This is a genomic window from Microcoleus sp. A006_D1, from assembly GCF_036702805.1.
GTDB lineage: Bacteria > Cyanobacteriota > Cyanobacteriia > Cyanobacteriales > Microcoleaceae > Microcoleus.
The window spans coordinates 1-13,993 of the sequence record NZ_JAUBVZ010000025.1 but is presented as its reverse complement, the minus strand read 5'-3'; the positions used below and the strand labels follow the sequence as shown (position 1 = coordinate 13,993).

Annotated in this window: 11 protein-coding genes; 5 read left to right on the top strand and 6 right to left on the bottom strand. The window is 42.3% G+C overall.

What is annotated here, in order from left to right; all coding sequences use genetic code 11:
- Positions 1-37: 37 nt before the first annotated feature.
- Positions 38-262 carry a hypothetical protein gene (locus tag QUB68_RS28065; RefSeq protein ID WP_332998188.1) on the bottom strand — a complete coding sequence of 75 codons (225 nt, stop codon included), beginning with the start codon at positions 260-262 and terminating at the stop codon, positions 38-40.
- A gap of 163 nt (positions 263-425) precedes the next feature.
- Positions 426-605, bottom strand: a complete 180-nt coding sequence (locus QUB68_RS28060; protein WP_332998187.1) for a hypothetical protein — start codon at positions 603-605, stop codon at positions 426-428.
- Between the two features lie 213 nt (positions 606-818).
- Here QUB68_RS28060 and QUB68_RS28055 point away from each other — a divergent pair, with 213 nt between their 5' ends.
- Positions 819-2,225 (top strand): AAA family ATPase, encoded by a 1,407-nt coding sequence (locus QUB68_RS28055; protein WP_332998186.1) that lies wholly within the window; start codon positions 819-821, stop codon positions 2,223-2,225.
- Between the two features lie 301 nt (positions 2,226-2,526).
- Here the strand turns inward: QUB68_RS28055 and QUB68_RS28050 are convergent, their stop codons facing one another.
- The 3 genes from QUB68_RS28050 to QUB68_RS28040 form a co-directional block, all read right to left on the bottom strand.
- The gene (locus tag QUB68_RS28050) at positions 2,527-2,865 is read right to left on the bottom strand and encodes a type II toxin-antitoxin system HicB family antitoxin (protein WP_332998185.1); all 339 of its coding nucleotides are present in this window, start codon (positions 2,863-2,865) and stop codon (positions 2,527-2,529) included.
- A 184-nt stretch (positions 2,866-3,049) separates the two neighbouring features.
- A complete protein-coding gene (locus QUB68_RS28045) occupies positions 3,050-3,247 on the bottom strand; it encodes a type II toxin-antitoxin system HicA family toxin (RefSeq protein ID WP_332998184.1) in 198 nt (65 codons plus the stop codon).
- Positions 3,248-3,362: 115 nt separating this feature from the next.
- Positions 3,363-3,620 carry a BrnA antitoxin family protein gene (locus QUB68_RS28040; RefSeq protein WP_332998183.1) on the bottom strand — a complete coding sequence of 86 codons (258 nt, stop codon included), beginning with the start codon at positions 3,618-3,620 and terminating at the stop codon, positions 3,363-3,365.
- A 201-nt stretch (positions 3,621-3,821) separates the two neighbouring features.
- Between QUB68_RS28040 and QUB68_RS28035 the strand changes: the two genes are divergently transcribed.
- Positions 3,822-5,603 (top strand): AIPR family protein, encoded by a 1,782-nt coding sequence (locus QUB68_RS28035; RefSeq protein WP_332998182.1) that lies wholly within the window; start codon positions 3,822-3,824, stop codon positions 5,601-5,603.
- A gap of 97 nt (positions 5,604-5,700) precedes the next feature.
- Positions 5,701-6,825, top strand: coding sequence for a DUF6602 domain-containing protein (locus tag QUB68_RS28030; RefSeq protein WP_332998181.1), 1,125 nt, complete (start codon positions 5,701-5,703; stop codon positions 6,823-6,825).
- 60 nt (positions 6,826-6,885) lie between these two features.
- Here QUB68_RS28030 and QUB68_RS28025 read toward each other — a convergent pair whose 3' ends face one another.
- The gene (locus QUB68_RS28025; protein WP_332998180.1) at positions 6,886-10,881 is read right to left on the bottom strand and encodes a magnesium chelatase subunit H; all 3,996 of its coding nucleotides are present in this window, start codon (positions 10,879-10,881) and stop codon (positions 6,886-6,888) included.
- Between the two features lie 532 nt (positions 10,882-11,413).
- Between QUB68_RS28025 and QUB68_RS28020 the strand changes: the two genes are divergently transcribed.
- Positions 11,414-12,403 carry a calcium-binding protein gene (locus QUB68_RS28020; RefSeq protein WP_332998179.1) on the top strand — a complete coding sequence of 330 codons (990 nt, stop codon included), beginning with the start codon at positions 11,414-11,416 and terminating at the stop codon, positions 12,401-12,403.
- A 474-nt stretch (positions 12,404-12,877) separates the two neighbouring features.
- A complete protein-coding gene (locus QUB68_RS28015; RefSeq protein WP_332998178.1) occupies positions 12,878-13,873 on the top strand; it encodes a calcium-binding protein in 996 nt (331 codons plus the stop codon).
- The last annotated feature ends 120 nt before the right edge of the window (positions 13,874-13,993 follow it).

Here is a 13,993-nt window from a genome sequence, read left to right as displayed (position 1 = left end):
GCTTTTATTCAGCAATCGTAATGATGTACCATTATTTTTACGATAAAAGCCATTTCTGACCGTTCCACCAATATTTTGGGTAGTCGCTGGACATAAACTCTTTGGCAGCCTCCTGTAGCTTCTGATAAGTCATATTATCTTTTTCATCCCAGTAATTATTGGTTAAATAATCATGGAACTTCCGATCTTGCTTATCATCCATCCCCTTGGTTACTTGTTTAAACAGAGCGGTTCTGAAATCATGGTCGGATTTATATGCCATTTCAATTCCATCCTTTGCATCACCGTATACTAAATTCTCAAGAGCGATCGCCTAAGCTTTAACTTTTAGTGTAAATGTTGGCGATCGTGCACTCTTAATTCCTTCCCCATCTTTTCTGCTAATAAATAACAGATTGATTAAGTTTGGTTATTTTCACAAATTTTTAGGTTCGTGTTTGTTTAGTTGTTGCATAATAGTTAGCTTCAATCATAGCCTGCTCCTTTGATGATGCTGTCCCAGCATACTCCTGAGCAGTGTATACTTTGCCCGTGTCCTTGTCCCAGTAGACCTCAGATTTACCACCATCTGGCGTTTGAACTATACCAATTTTTTCTTGAGCCATAATTACTCCTTTGATTTTTGAATGTCCAAAATATCCACAAGCTCGGATGTAGCCCGGTCAAGTCCAGTGCAACTAACCTTCGCTAAAAAAATCATACAATGAGCTTGCTTAGCCGATCGCCCACCCACTCACCTTAGAAAACGTTATATAATGTTATGTAAAAAGTTATAAAAAATAAGTTATAGTAACTAAAAATTACCTCAAATGCGACCTATGGAGCTTAAGGAAGTCTTAAGATTTGCAGATGAAAAGGTCTTTGCCAAAACAGGGAAACACTTAGAAGACCTGCAAGAGGCGATATTAAAAGAAACGCTCCAAGGTCGGAAATATGCCGCAAAAGTAGCCCAAGACCGGGATTGTAGTGAAGGTTATGTTAGGGTTGCTGCTGCTGAACTCTGGAAACTACTTTCAGAGGTATTAGGCGAAGATGTCAGTAAAGGAAATGTTAGAGCCATACTAGAAAGAGCGAATTTTTACAACTCTCCATCAACTATCGGTAGAGATCATGTAACAGTTAATAATAACGTCAATATTTGTCAAGAAAAAGCGAGAAGTCCCACACATCCGCAAAACCCCCAACAAACCCCAACTCAACCCCACATCGACTTAGGCGACGCACCCGAAATCTTCAGGTTTTTCGATTCCCTACGGGATAGCTTCGCTTCACGCACCCCTCAACTCTCCACCCTCGAAAACTGGATCACACAGCAACGCACACGCCTCATCGCACTCCTCGGAATCAGCGGAATCGGCAAAACAACCCTCTCCCTGGGCCTCATCAACCAAATCAAAACCGGCTTCGATTACATCATCTATCGCAGCCTCCGGTTTTCCCCAACCCTAGAAGCAACCCTCACCAACCTCCTGCAAATCTTTCCCCAACCAACAGAAACTCCCCAAAACATAGACACCAAAATTTCCCAACTCCTCAACCACCTACGCAACTATCGCTGTCTGATTGTCCTCGATGACGTGCAAATGCTTTTTTGCAGCGGACAACCCCCAGGACAATACAAATCTGACTGTGAAAATTATCAGTTATTTTTTAAATTAATTGCCGAAGTTTGTCATCAGAGTTGTTTGATGTTGAATAGTTCCGAAAAACCTAGAGAAATTGTCCGATTAGAAAAAGCATATCATCCCGTTCGCTCCTTTGAATTGGGAAGTTTAGGAATAGCAGCTAAAGATATTTTGCAGTCAGAAAAGTTATCCGATGAGGAAACATGGGAAACATTGATTGATATTTATCAAGGCAATCCCCTGTGGTTGGAGTTAACTGCAACCCTGATTCGAGAGTTATTTGGGGGTAGGGTGGCTGAGTTTTTGCAGTGCGAGATGCCGATTTTAGATGAAGGGTTGCAATCTCAGTTATCTCAACAATTTCAGCGCTTGACTCCGCCGGAATTGGCTGTGGTGACTCACTTTGCTAATCTAGCTGAACCCGTTGCTGTGTCCTATTTTTTTAACAAAATACCGTTGTCGTCGTCTGAGATACTCAATGCAGTGCGATCGCTCAGAAATCGGTTTTTATTGGATGCAATAGAAGAGGAAAAGATAACTTTGTTTAGTTTGAATCCGGTGTTGAAACAGTATGTGCAAAGTCGGTATCTTTCTAATTGATATCAAATTAGGTTGATAAACGCGATCTTCGTAGGGAAACGGCAGATGAGACGGCGGTTGAAACCGCGCCTACACAAACGAAGTCCGCCTGCGCGGACTGAAGAAAATAATATAATTTCAACGGCCCGGTCTTCTTCAACCCGCTCCCGTCGGGTTTTGTCTGTATAGACGCGGTTTCAACCGCCGGGTCTTCTGCCGTGTCCATATTCGTGCCCGCGCCGGAGACGGCATTGCCGTTTTCTTACGGTAGCTGATTCTGTAAGCGCGATCGCCCTTTACCCAATCGACTCAATTAATTGCTTTAAGTATGAATACTCTGCTCTGCTGCTCTAATTAAAACCTCATCCATCCAAGCATTGATACTTTTGCCAGCTTTATTGGCGGCAATAAATATTTTGCGATGATGTTCAGGAGTCGTGCGAAATGGTAGCTTACCTGAAAATGGTTTGTCCGGTTCCTGTCCCAATTCTTTGCAAAACTCTAGATAATCATCAACTGAATTTTGGAATTCTTGGCGAGCTTCTTCGATGGTTTTTGCTTTAAATGTCACTACGTCATTAATATCAAGCACTCGACCAAACAGAATACCAGCTTCTAAATCAACTTCAACATGGGCTGTGTAGCTTTTATAAGTCATCATGGCTGTAATAATTATTGCTCTCTAAATACTTGTGAAAGTTATGGTAGATGAATCTTCGATTAAATGTAGCCTTCTTAAGTTGGGGCTATCAGTCAGGATTTCCCCGTTAACAGCTAAGTCATCATAGTTCAACCCCTGCCTTTATCAAAAATTCCCTAACAGATTTAACCGCTCCTCTATCTGTCTATTTTTGAGGATGTGGCTCGTGAAAAACTGCTCTAAAATCATTTAAAAAAATGCGAACCCGCGAACCTTGTCCTTGAGTAATAGTAGCACCTAGCGCTGTAAATAAACTTTCAATATCTTTCCAATTAATATTAGTGAGTATAGGATCTGTAAAAATTGCTTCTAAAATTTTACGCTGTTTGTTATTTAGATCCATAAATATTTTATTTTTTATCTTCCAACTTAATGATATCATATATTGATATCATTGTCAATAAGTGAGGTAATATCGGGCTCTGCACGAAATTGATTTTAAACGGGCGATCGCACTTTTATTGACCGTTCTTGATGTGGTGTTCAACATAAGAGCGCAGCACAGCATTCATCAAAGATTTATAACCTTTTCCTTGACTTTTAAACCAATCTAGGACATCGCTATCAACTCTTAAAGAAATAGCTTGTTTTGTCAGCGGTTTTACCAGTTTGGCTTGTTCCCAGAAGCTTGCATCTAACTCAGGAATGTCAGACGTATCAATGGCGGATTCTGGGATATTTTTTAATTCTTCAAGTCGTTTGCGCGAGATAGTCATATTCAAGCTGTCTGAGGCTGTATATACAAAACGTATCTACTTATAATATAGCACAAAGGTGATCGCCCTTCGAGAATACTCCCCAAAGTTCGATCGGGGGGAAAGCGGAGGGGCGATCGCTCATAATGAGAAAGTGCTATAATCGCTCAATGGGCTAGACAATTTCCCAATAATTTTTATATTTCTTAGAGGAATTATGTGATGGATAAAATTACAAAAAGCATGATGGATGAATTCATGAATGACTACAATATAAATACTACTCAAGAATCCGACCTTTTTGAAATGTTTTGTAACTATTGTATCCTATCACGAGAACGCTCGGACGCCGATCAACTAGATCTTAATGACATTGAGGAAGTTACAACTGCGGGTAAAGATGATACAGGTTTGGATGGAATGATAATTTTAGTCGATGGCAAGTTACTCAATAATAAAGAGGAAGTCGATGAGTTAAAAAAACGTGCTTCGGTTAAAGTAAGTTTTATTTTTGTTCAATCTAAAACCTCTGATTCTTTCATGAAAGAAGACATAGGTTATTTTGGCGATGGGGCTTTGTCTTTTTTTGCCAATTTTTTGCAAGGACAACAAACATCTTTATTTGAAGAAAACAATAAAAAGCTTGGCGGTAATCGAAAGATTCTAGAAAAATCCGAATTAGCTACTCAACTACTTACTTCCTGTATTTCTAAGCTGGAACCAATGCCTACTTGCAAGCTCTATTATATCACAACTTCTTTTAGACATATTAATCAAAATAACCTAGCTCACTTTAACCGTAAAAAGAAATTGATTGAAGAAACTCATATTTTTGGGAATGTTCAAATTCATCCTCTTCGTGCACGTGACATTCAAGATTTTTATCGCAGTACCAAATTAAAAGTACAAGCTGTAATAGAATTTGCATCTCATGTAAGCTTACTTAAAATCGAAGGAATTAAGCAATCATACATAGGCACTCTTCCTTTCTCTGAATTCCGCAAACTCATCATTGATGATACTTTAGAAAAAGTTAAACCTGTCATACTTGATGATAATGTTAGAGGTTTTAAAGGAAAAGATAATGATGTCAATAAGGATATAGACAATACTTTAACTTCAGGCCACTTAGATAGGTTTTCTATATTGAATAACGGGATAACCATTGTTTCAAAATCAATTACTCGTGTAGCAAACACATTCACTTTAAAAGATTATCAAATTGTTAATGGGTGTCAAACTAGCAATATACTTTGTAACAGAAAAGATATCGAAGGGATTAATAATCTTCATGTACCTGTAAAAATTATTGAACCTGATGAAAATAGAGATGACATAGTTATTGAAATTATTAAAGCTACTAATTTTCAGACGCAAGTTGAAAAAGAAGCATTAGTAGCTCTTGAGAAAGCTAGTAAGTTCAGTAAGGGATTAGAAGAACATTATAAATCATTTGGTGAGGAAAGTAGTCGCTTATACTATGAAAGACAACCAGGACAATATATAGGGACAAATATTCCCAAAAACCGAATTGTTTCAATTAAGAATCAACTCAAAGTATTTGCGGCGATGTTTCTTGATGAGCCTCACCGAGCATTAGGCTATTCAGGTTCTTTAATAAAAGATATTGGTACAAAGATATTTTGTGATAATCATCACCCTAGTCCTTACTATACGAGTTCACTAGCTCACTACAAATTAAAAAACCAATTTAGTAAAAACCCCAAGTACCGGAAATATCAATATCATCTTTTGATGGCTTTAAAATATTTTATTTTAAAAAAAGACTGTCCAAAACCGAATAATTTAAGGATTGATGATAGTTGTAATACAATAAATATTGTGCTTGATGACCCTCAACAGTTTACCCGATATCTTGATAAGGCAATCTCTACAATCGAATGCCTGGACAATACTTGGGGCAGTATAGAAGCCCGTGATACGTTTAAACTTCAAGTAGTGACGGAGGAACTGATTAAAAAGCTATTCGTCGCAGAATTTTAAAGTCTCATCCTTCTTAAAGATTGTCGCCGGATGGCTTACCAAATTCTTAAATAGAATATAATAGGTGTTATTGACAAATAGCAATAATTTTCCAAACATGGATGTAAAGTTCATTTTCCAAAGAATTTCTCAAAAGTTATTAGAAGACTTTAATATTTCCTCTGAAATATCACACTCTGTTGTCAAAGGTGATTTTCGAGAGGGTTATCTTAGAGAATTTTTAGAATCAGGTAAAATTCCTCCCAAATACGGAATCGGCTCTGGGTTGATAATTAGTCCCTCAAATGAAGAATCTAATCAATCGGATTTAATTATATATGACAGAGATAAATGTCCAACATGGATGTTTGATAAACGAGTTCAAGTTTTTCCAATAGAAGGTATATATGGTGTAATAGAAGTTAAGTCTAGGCTTGCAAAACCTGATTTATTGGATGGGTTAGCAAAAATAGAAAAGCTTAGAAAAATGGTTCCTAGAGGTGCTGTTTTACCATTTGGAATTATTTTTGCGTATCAATTAAGCAATAATTCCCTAGATTCATTGGAAAAAAATTTGAGAGATTATCAAAAGGAACAATCGCCTTCAGTCTGGCCTAATCTAGTAGTAGTCTTACAGGAGGGAATAATTTTACAGTTAGGCAGAGGATTAAAGCATATTTTAAAACCAGAGGATTTTGAACAATCTGTCAGACCAGTAGCTTTCTCTTTTAAGGCGGACACATTGTTTGAGTTTTACTCTGCTTTGTTTTCTATATTATCTAATACTCATTTAGGTACTCTTAATGTTGGAAACTACAGAGAATTATCTAGTAAAGTAGGATCGCATCTTGTCAAAAATCATGTTTTCGTTCAAAAAGATAACAAAACTTATGCGTTGAGCGAAACCTTTATTAACAAGGTTTTTCTTTATTGTCAACAAGAAGGTAGTAAAACGGTTGGAGAGATTTTTATATTACAATTCGGTTCAATTCCGCCTGGTTATTTTACAGAAGATTATCTGCTATCTAAGTGTTATTACTATGATCCAGAAAACCTCCCTGATATCCACCAAGTAAATGAGCCATATAAGATTAATGAGCAAGGTAGACCAGTGTGGAATAAGAGACTGAAGGCTCCCTCAACCTACGTCGAGATAGATAATGAGATTTATATGTTTCCTACAGTATATGTGTGGGATGATGAAGCAAATAATTTGACGGAGGTTGTAGGGAAAGATTTATAGAGTTGATGAGACGATGCTTATGTGTAGCGAGGCAGGCAAGATGCCTGCCCCAAAACTATCTTACTCTACCCCTTCAATCCGGTCTTCCACCTCCTGATACAACTCGCGCAACCTGTCCAAATTACTCTCCGAAGTCTCCCAATAACCCCGGCCATTCACCTCAAGCAAAGTGCTGACAATCTTGCGGAACGAATGAGGATTCAGATTCAGCAAACGCTTCTGCATCTCCTCATCTTGGATAAACGTACCGTTCACATCCTCATACACCCAATTATCCACAGCGCCAGCAGTCGCACTCCATCCAGTCGTGTTTACCAGACGCTTAGAAATCTCCCGCACGCCCTCATAACCGTGCGACAACATCCCCTCGTACCACTTCGGATTCAGCAGCTTAGTGCGCGAATCTAAACGCACGGTTTCTGATAGCGTCCGTACCTGCGCGTTCGCTGTGGTTGTATCAGCAACAAAGGATGTTGGTTTCTTACCGTCGGCGCGCAAACTGCCGATTAATTTAGTCGGATCGGAGTCGAAATAGTGCGACACGTCGGTTAGCGAAATCTCCGCAGAATCTAAGTTCTGGAAGGTGACTTCAGCAGTTTTTAAGGATGATTCAAAAATCTGCCTGTCTTGTGCCATTGTTCCGGGACTGTCGGAAGAAAAGGCGAAGGATTTGCGGGTTAAGTACATTTCCTGCAACTCGGCTTCGCTTTCCCAAGTGCTGTTTTCTACCGCCAAGTTGACGTTAGATGAATAGGAACCGGAAGCATTGGAAAATACGCGGGTTGCTGCTTGTCGCAGGTTGATTCCCATTTCTTCGGCTTGCTTCAAGGCGTGTTTGCGGACGAAGTTCATTTCTAACGGTTCGTCGGCTTCTGCTGCCATTTTCACGGCCCTGTCTAACAAGTTCATTTGGTTGATGAACAAGTCGCGGAATACGCCGGAACAGTTAATTACTACGTCAATCCGAGGACGGCCCAACTCTTCCAAGGAAAGCAATTCGAGTTTGTTTACCCGGCCCAAAGCATCGGGAACTGGCTTGACTCCAACCATCCACATTACTTGGGCGAGGGATTCGCCGTAAGTCTTGATGTTGTCGGTTCCCCAGAGCACAACGGCGATGGTTTCGGGATAGTTGCCGTCGTTATCGGTGCGCTGTCTTTCTAATAGCCGATCGACTACAACCTTAGCAGACTTGATTGCCCCTGTTGTGGGGATTGACTGCGGGTCTAAAGCGTGCATATTCTTGCCTGTGGGCAAAACATCCGGGTTGCGAATCGGATCGCCACCGGGGCCCGGCAGAACGTATTCGCCTTCTAGGGCGCGCAACAGTGCGCCTAATTCGTTATCAGCGCAAACTTGTTTCAAGCAGAATTCCAGATACTCAAACAGCGGTTTAATCGGTTCTGGATCGACCTTTTTGTAACCCGCGGCGTGCAGCGCTTCAATCCAAGGTGTTTTCTTGCCCATGTTGAAGAAATTTAACTTGGAAACCAGGGAAACTCGGCCCTCAGCATCGGTTTGTTCCTTCACCAAAGCGCCTACTGCATCCCGACAGGCGAAGGTGATGCTTTGCAGCAATTCGACATCAACTAAAATGCCTTTGTCGCTGTTGGTGTAAACGTCTTCGATATCGCGTCCCAGACTGTTAGCGATAATCCGCGGTAAGCTGAGTAGGTTGTCTTCTTCGCGGTCTAAATTGGCGATATTTACCAAAGTTGCGATCGCCTCTTCCGCAGTTGGCGGCTTCCCGATAATATGCAAACCACAAGGTAACAACCGCGATTCAATCTCCATCAACTTGCGGTAAACCAAGCCAACTAAATTGTCCCGTTCCTCCGCAGTCATGCCCGCAGCAACGCCTCTTTCCTGTTCGGGAGGTAGGGCGATATCTTTGTCTAAATTGACCAAACGGCATTTTTCGACGATCGCATCAACAATCGGCACACCCCGGCCCGTATCCTTCAAAGTTTGATAAGAAGCAATTAACTCGCTGAGTTCCTGCAAACCTTTGTACAAACCAGCATTTTCAGCCGGAGGAGTCAGATAGCTGATCGTTTCAGCATAACTACGACGCTTAGCAATTGTTGCCTCGCTGGGATTGTTGGCGGCGTAATAATAGAGGTTAGGAATCTTGCCGATCAAACTGTCGGGATAACAATCCACAGACATTCCCATCTGCTTACCAGGCATGAATTCTAGCGAACCGTGAGTGCCGAAATGCAGCACCGCATCCGCACCCCAAATGCGCTCCAAATATGTGTAGTAAGCAGCAAAACCGTGGTGGGGACTTGCAGAACGAGAAAATAACAACCGCATCGGATCGCCTTCGTATCCAAAAGTAGGTTGCACGCCAATAAACACGTTACCAAAATGTTTGCCGAAAATCAGCAAATTTTGTCCGTCGCTGTTCAAATGTCCAGGAGGCGGGCCCCAGTTTTCTTGCAAACGTTCCGAGTAAGGAGTGAATTCTTCGTATTCAGCTACGGACATCCGGTAAGCAACATTCAATTCTGGGCTTTGGTATTGGGCTGTTGCGTCGTGGATGACTTCTTGCATCAGTTTTTCTGCGGATTCCGGCAGTTCTGGCAAGTCGTAACCGTTGCCTTTTAAGGCTTTCAATACTTCGTAAATTGAGCCGAAAACGTCGAGGTAAGCGGCTGTTCCGACGTTGCCTTTGTCGGGTGGGAAACTGAAGACTGTGATCGCAACTTTCTTGTCTAATTTTGGTTTGCGACGCAGCATTGCCCACTTCATGGCGCGCTGGGAAATCGTCTCAACTCGGTCTTGTAGGGCGATCGCCTTGCCAGTTGCGCCATCACGTCCCGACAAGATAATCGGTTCGATCGCACCATCCAACTCAGGAATAGCAACCTGCAAAGCAACCTGAATCGGGTGCAAGCCCAAATCGCTATTTTCCCACTCTTCCGTCGTTTGGAAAACCAGCGGCAAAGCCACCATGTAAGGGCAGTTGAGCTTTTTCAGAGTCTCGATCGCCTTCGGGTGATCTTGTTTCGCCGGGCCGCCCACCAACGCAAAACCAGTTAGAGAAACTACCGCATCTACGATCGGCAGCGGTGCCAAACCCTTGGGCCCAACTTCCAAGAAAAAGGCTTCTACCGGTTTCGAGAAGTCCAAACCGCCGGCAAAAATCGGTATCACCCGCGCGCCCATTGCCTCGAATTCCTGGACAATTGCGACGTAGTGTGCGTCATCTCCGGTGACTAAGTGAGTGCGCTGCAACACTAAACCGATGCAAAGTGCGAGGGGGTCTTTGAGGTCTGCGGAAATATCTGTGCGGGCATTATACCAGGCGAGATATCCTTTGACATCATCAAACATTCCTGGTGCCAAAGGATGCCAAATCCCCATGTCCTGGTAGACAACGGGTTCTTGAAAAGTTAGCTGTTCCTGGCCTTTGAATACGTATTTATGTGACAGCATCAGCAAGAAGTTTTCCAAGTTTTCTTGGGAACCGCCCAGCCAATACTGGAAACTTAGCATGAAGTTGCGGGCATCTTGGGCTTTGTCGATCGGCAGAAATTTCAGCACTTTCGGCAAAGTTTGCAGCAGTTTCAGCATTCCGTCTTGGAAGGAACTACCGGACTTTTCCTTCCGTTTTTTCATGAATTCGCCGATCGCGCTTTTGCTTTGTCCCAACTGCGCCATCGAGAAAGTGCCCATTTTATTGAGTCGCATCACCCCAGGCATCGATGGGAAGACTACGGCGACATCCAAGCTGTCGCGCAGCGGTTCTACAGCCGCTACCACTTTTTCGGCCAAATCTTCAATGAAAATTAGAGAAGCAATAAATACGTTGGCATCGGCGACATCCCGCTTGAAGGCCTCGTAATTTTCCGGGCTGCGGAGTTCTTCGATCAGATAGCCGCTAATTTCTATTGCCAGATTGGGATTTTTGTTATTTATCGCTCGAACCGCTGCGGACAGGGCGCTTTGATACTGCGGTTCTAGTACGACATAGACCACCTTCATGAGCGATCGCCCCTGCAAGTTTTCCGGCGCGATGTGGCGAATGGTGGGCTTGACGTGAGTGAACATCCGGTTAGGCTCCTTTAAGATGCTGTTTTCGGCAATCGGGAATTTTTTATCCCATAAGCATTCTTACCAGAAAACGCTGGCCATTGGGCGATTTGATCATACCAATTACACAATTCGACAAATTTATTGCGATTTTTAGTTACATTATTTTACAAATTCCTTGAGCAACCACTCCATTTTTTATTTACAAAACTTTACTTGACATATGCAGTGTAGTGTGTAAAGGATTAAAGTATCAAAAAAAATAAACCATCCATCAATCTTTGAGAAAAGGCTCCTGAGAAAAGTTTTCAAGTTGGTAGAAGTAACTAAACAGGCGATCGAGCAATTAATTAACCCCCATAAAGCCAGAATTTCCGAATGTTAAATATTGGATTCGGATGAGTCTGCTATTACACATTTGATATTTTTGTCTGGAACTTAAAACGGTTTCAAAAAGTCTTAATTGTCATAAGTTCGCGATCGGCGATCGAGCGCAGGTGAAGTTAATTGCTATTGATTGTCAAGCTAATCAAAACCCTAGGGGGAAAACATGGCTAACTACGCAATTTTCGACGAAAAATACTACCTCTCACAATATCCTTGGATTCAGCCGGCTATTGATGCAGGAGTCATCAAATCCGGTAGAGAACACTTTGAAAAATTCGGTAGAGCAGGCGGCTTAACTAAAGTCTCGCGTTATTTTGACGAAAATGCTTACCTTACTGTCAACACAGACATCAGACCCTTCGTCCGCACTGTCAATCCAAACGCGCCTTTTGCGACAGGTCTAGATCATTTTATCCAGTTCGGTTACGATGAAGGACAGCGCCGCAGCGCAGTATCGCCAGAGTACAGCGAAGATTTTTATTTAGCAAACAACTCCGAGCTGCGATCGTTCATAGGCCCCAATGCACCTTTCAAATCAGGCTACCAGCATTTCATTCAATTCGGGGCAAAAGAAGGTCGTTTTGGAACTTCGTTTTTTGAGCCGGAATACTTAAAGAAAAACCCCGACATCGTGCCGTTTGTCAACTCTGGAAACTTGAAAACCGGTCGCGAACACTACTTCAATTTTGGGAAAAATGAACCCAATCGTTCTGCAACTTTTGTCGGCAGCCGCAGCACCGATATTCTCACTGGTGTTGGCGTGGGGAATACCGAACTAATTGGAGTAGAAGTCGGTATCGATCCCCGAGGCAACCGGCAGTATGAAAGCTTTGGCACCAATGAATTTGATGTCCTGATTGGCAGCCCGGGAGTTGATACATTCGTCCTCGGAGTTCCTGCTACAGCCGGGAATGTGACTCCCACACCGCTGTATCTGGGTAATGGTCAAGCTACGATTCGCAACTTTGACGTAGCAGATGATTTGATCCAACTGCAAGGAAATTCTTTAAGCGACGGCTACAACCTGACTCCTGTTGGTGGCAATTTGTCAATCCAGCGTTTTGGAGATGTGCTGGGCGTGATTGAAGGAGGAGCCAACTTGAGTTTGACTTTCATCCAATCTAATGGTAACGGTACTTTTGCGATCGGTTAGTCATTGGTCATTGGTCATTAGTCATTAGTCATTAGTCATTAGTCATTGGTCATTAGTTAATACTGATGATTGATGACTTTTGAGTTTTGGTGGGCGATCGTCTTATTCAAAAAGGGCGATCGCCCTTTTTTATGCTGTCATCAAAACTATTAGAGGTAATCTAATAATAATTAATTTGACTGTACAAGCAAAAACAGCAAGCAAGAATTTATCCAAATTCGATTAATGGCGCGCAGCGAGCCGAAGTAATAAAGATTAGTCAGCGGATCGCATAAATAGGTCTAAAGTGATACTTTTGCAAGCAATAGACAGTGTAAAATTGTATGTAGCGCTTCTCCGAGTGAGTTTGGTCAAACGCGAGCAATTACAAGTGATCAATTACCCATTACCGGAAATACATCACCGCCCTTGGGAAAGGCTTTAGTAGCATCGATTAGATTCCATGTTTAAACAACTAATTTTCGGCAAAAAACAATGACAAACTATGACATTTTCGATGAACAATACTACCTCTCACAATATCCTTGGGTTCAGCCTGCCATTGATGCAGGAATTATCAAATCTGGAAAAGAACACTTTGAAAAATTCGGGCGAGAAGGCGGCTTAACTAAAATATCGCGGTATTTTGACGAAGCTACTTACCTTGCCACCAACCCAAACATCCTATCCTTAGTCCGCACAGTCAACCCAAACGCACCCTTTGCCACAGGCCTCGATCAATTTATCCAGTTAGGTTACGATGAAGGAAACCGCTTATTCCGGCGCACTCAAGTATCGCCTGAGTACAACGAAGATTTTTATTTAGCAAATAACTCAGACGTGCTACCGCTTGTTAAGAACGGAACTTTCAAATCTGGGTATCAGCATTTCATTCAATTTGGAGCAAAAGAAGGTCGTTTTGGAACTTCATTTTTGGAACCGGAATACTTAAAGAAAAACCCGGATATCGTACCGTTTGTCAACTCAGGCGCATTGAAAACCGGTCGGGAGCACTTCTTCAATTTCGGGAAAAACGAGGCTACTAGATCCGCAACTTTTGTCGGCAGCCGCAGCAACGACTTCATCACTGGTGCGGGTGCGGGGACTGCGGAATTTGTCGGAGTAGAAGTAGGTATCGATCGCAATGGCAACCGGCAGTATGAAAGCTTCGGCAGCGATGAGTTCGATTTCCTGTATGGCGGCCCGGGAATTGATACATTCGTCCTCGGAGTTCCAGCAGCAGCCCAGAATTCATCCGCGATATCGCTGTATTTGGGTAACGGTCAAGCTACGATTCGGAACTTCGACGCAAACGATTTTATCCAACTGCAAGGAAATTCTTTAAGCGACGGCTACAGCCTGACTCCTGTTGATGGCAATTTGTCAATCCAGCGTTTTGGAGATGTGATCGGCGAGATTGAAGGACGTGCAAACAACTTGAGTTTGATTTTCCAAAGATCTAACGGTAACGGTACTTTCTTGATTGGTTAGTCATTAATCATTGGTCATTGGTCATTAGTCATTGGTCATTCGCTAATACTGATGATTGATGACTTTTGAGTTTTGGTGGGCGATCGTCTTATTCAAAAAGGGCGATCGCCCTTTTTTATG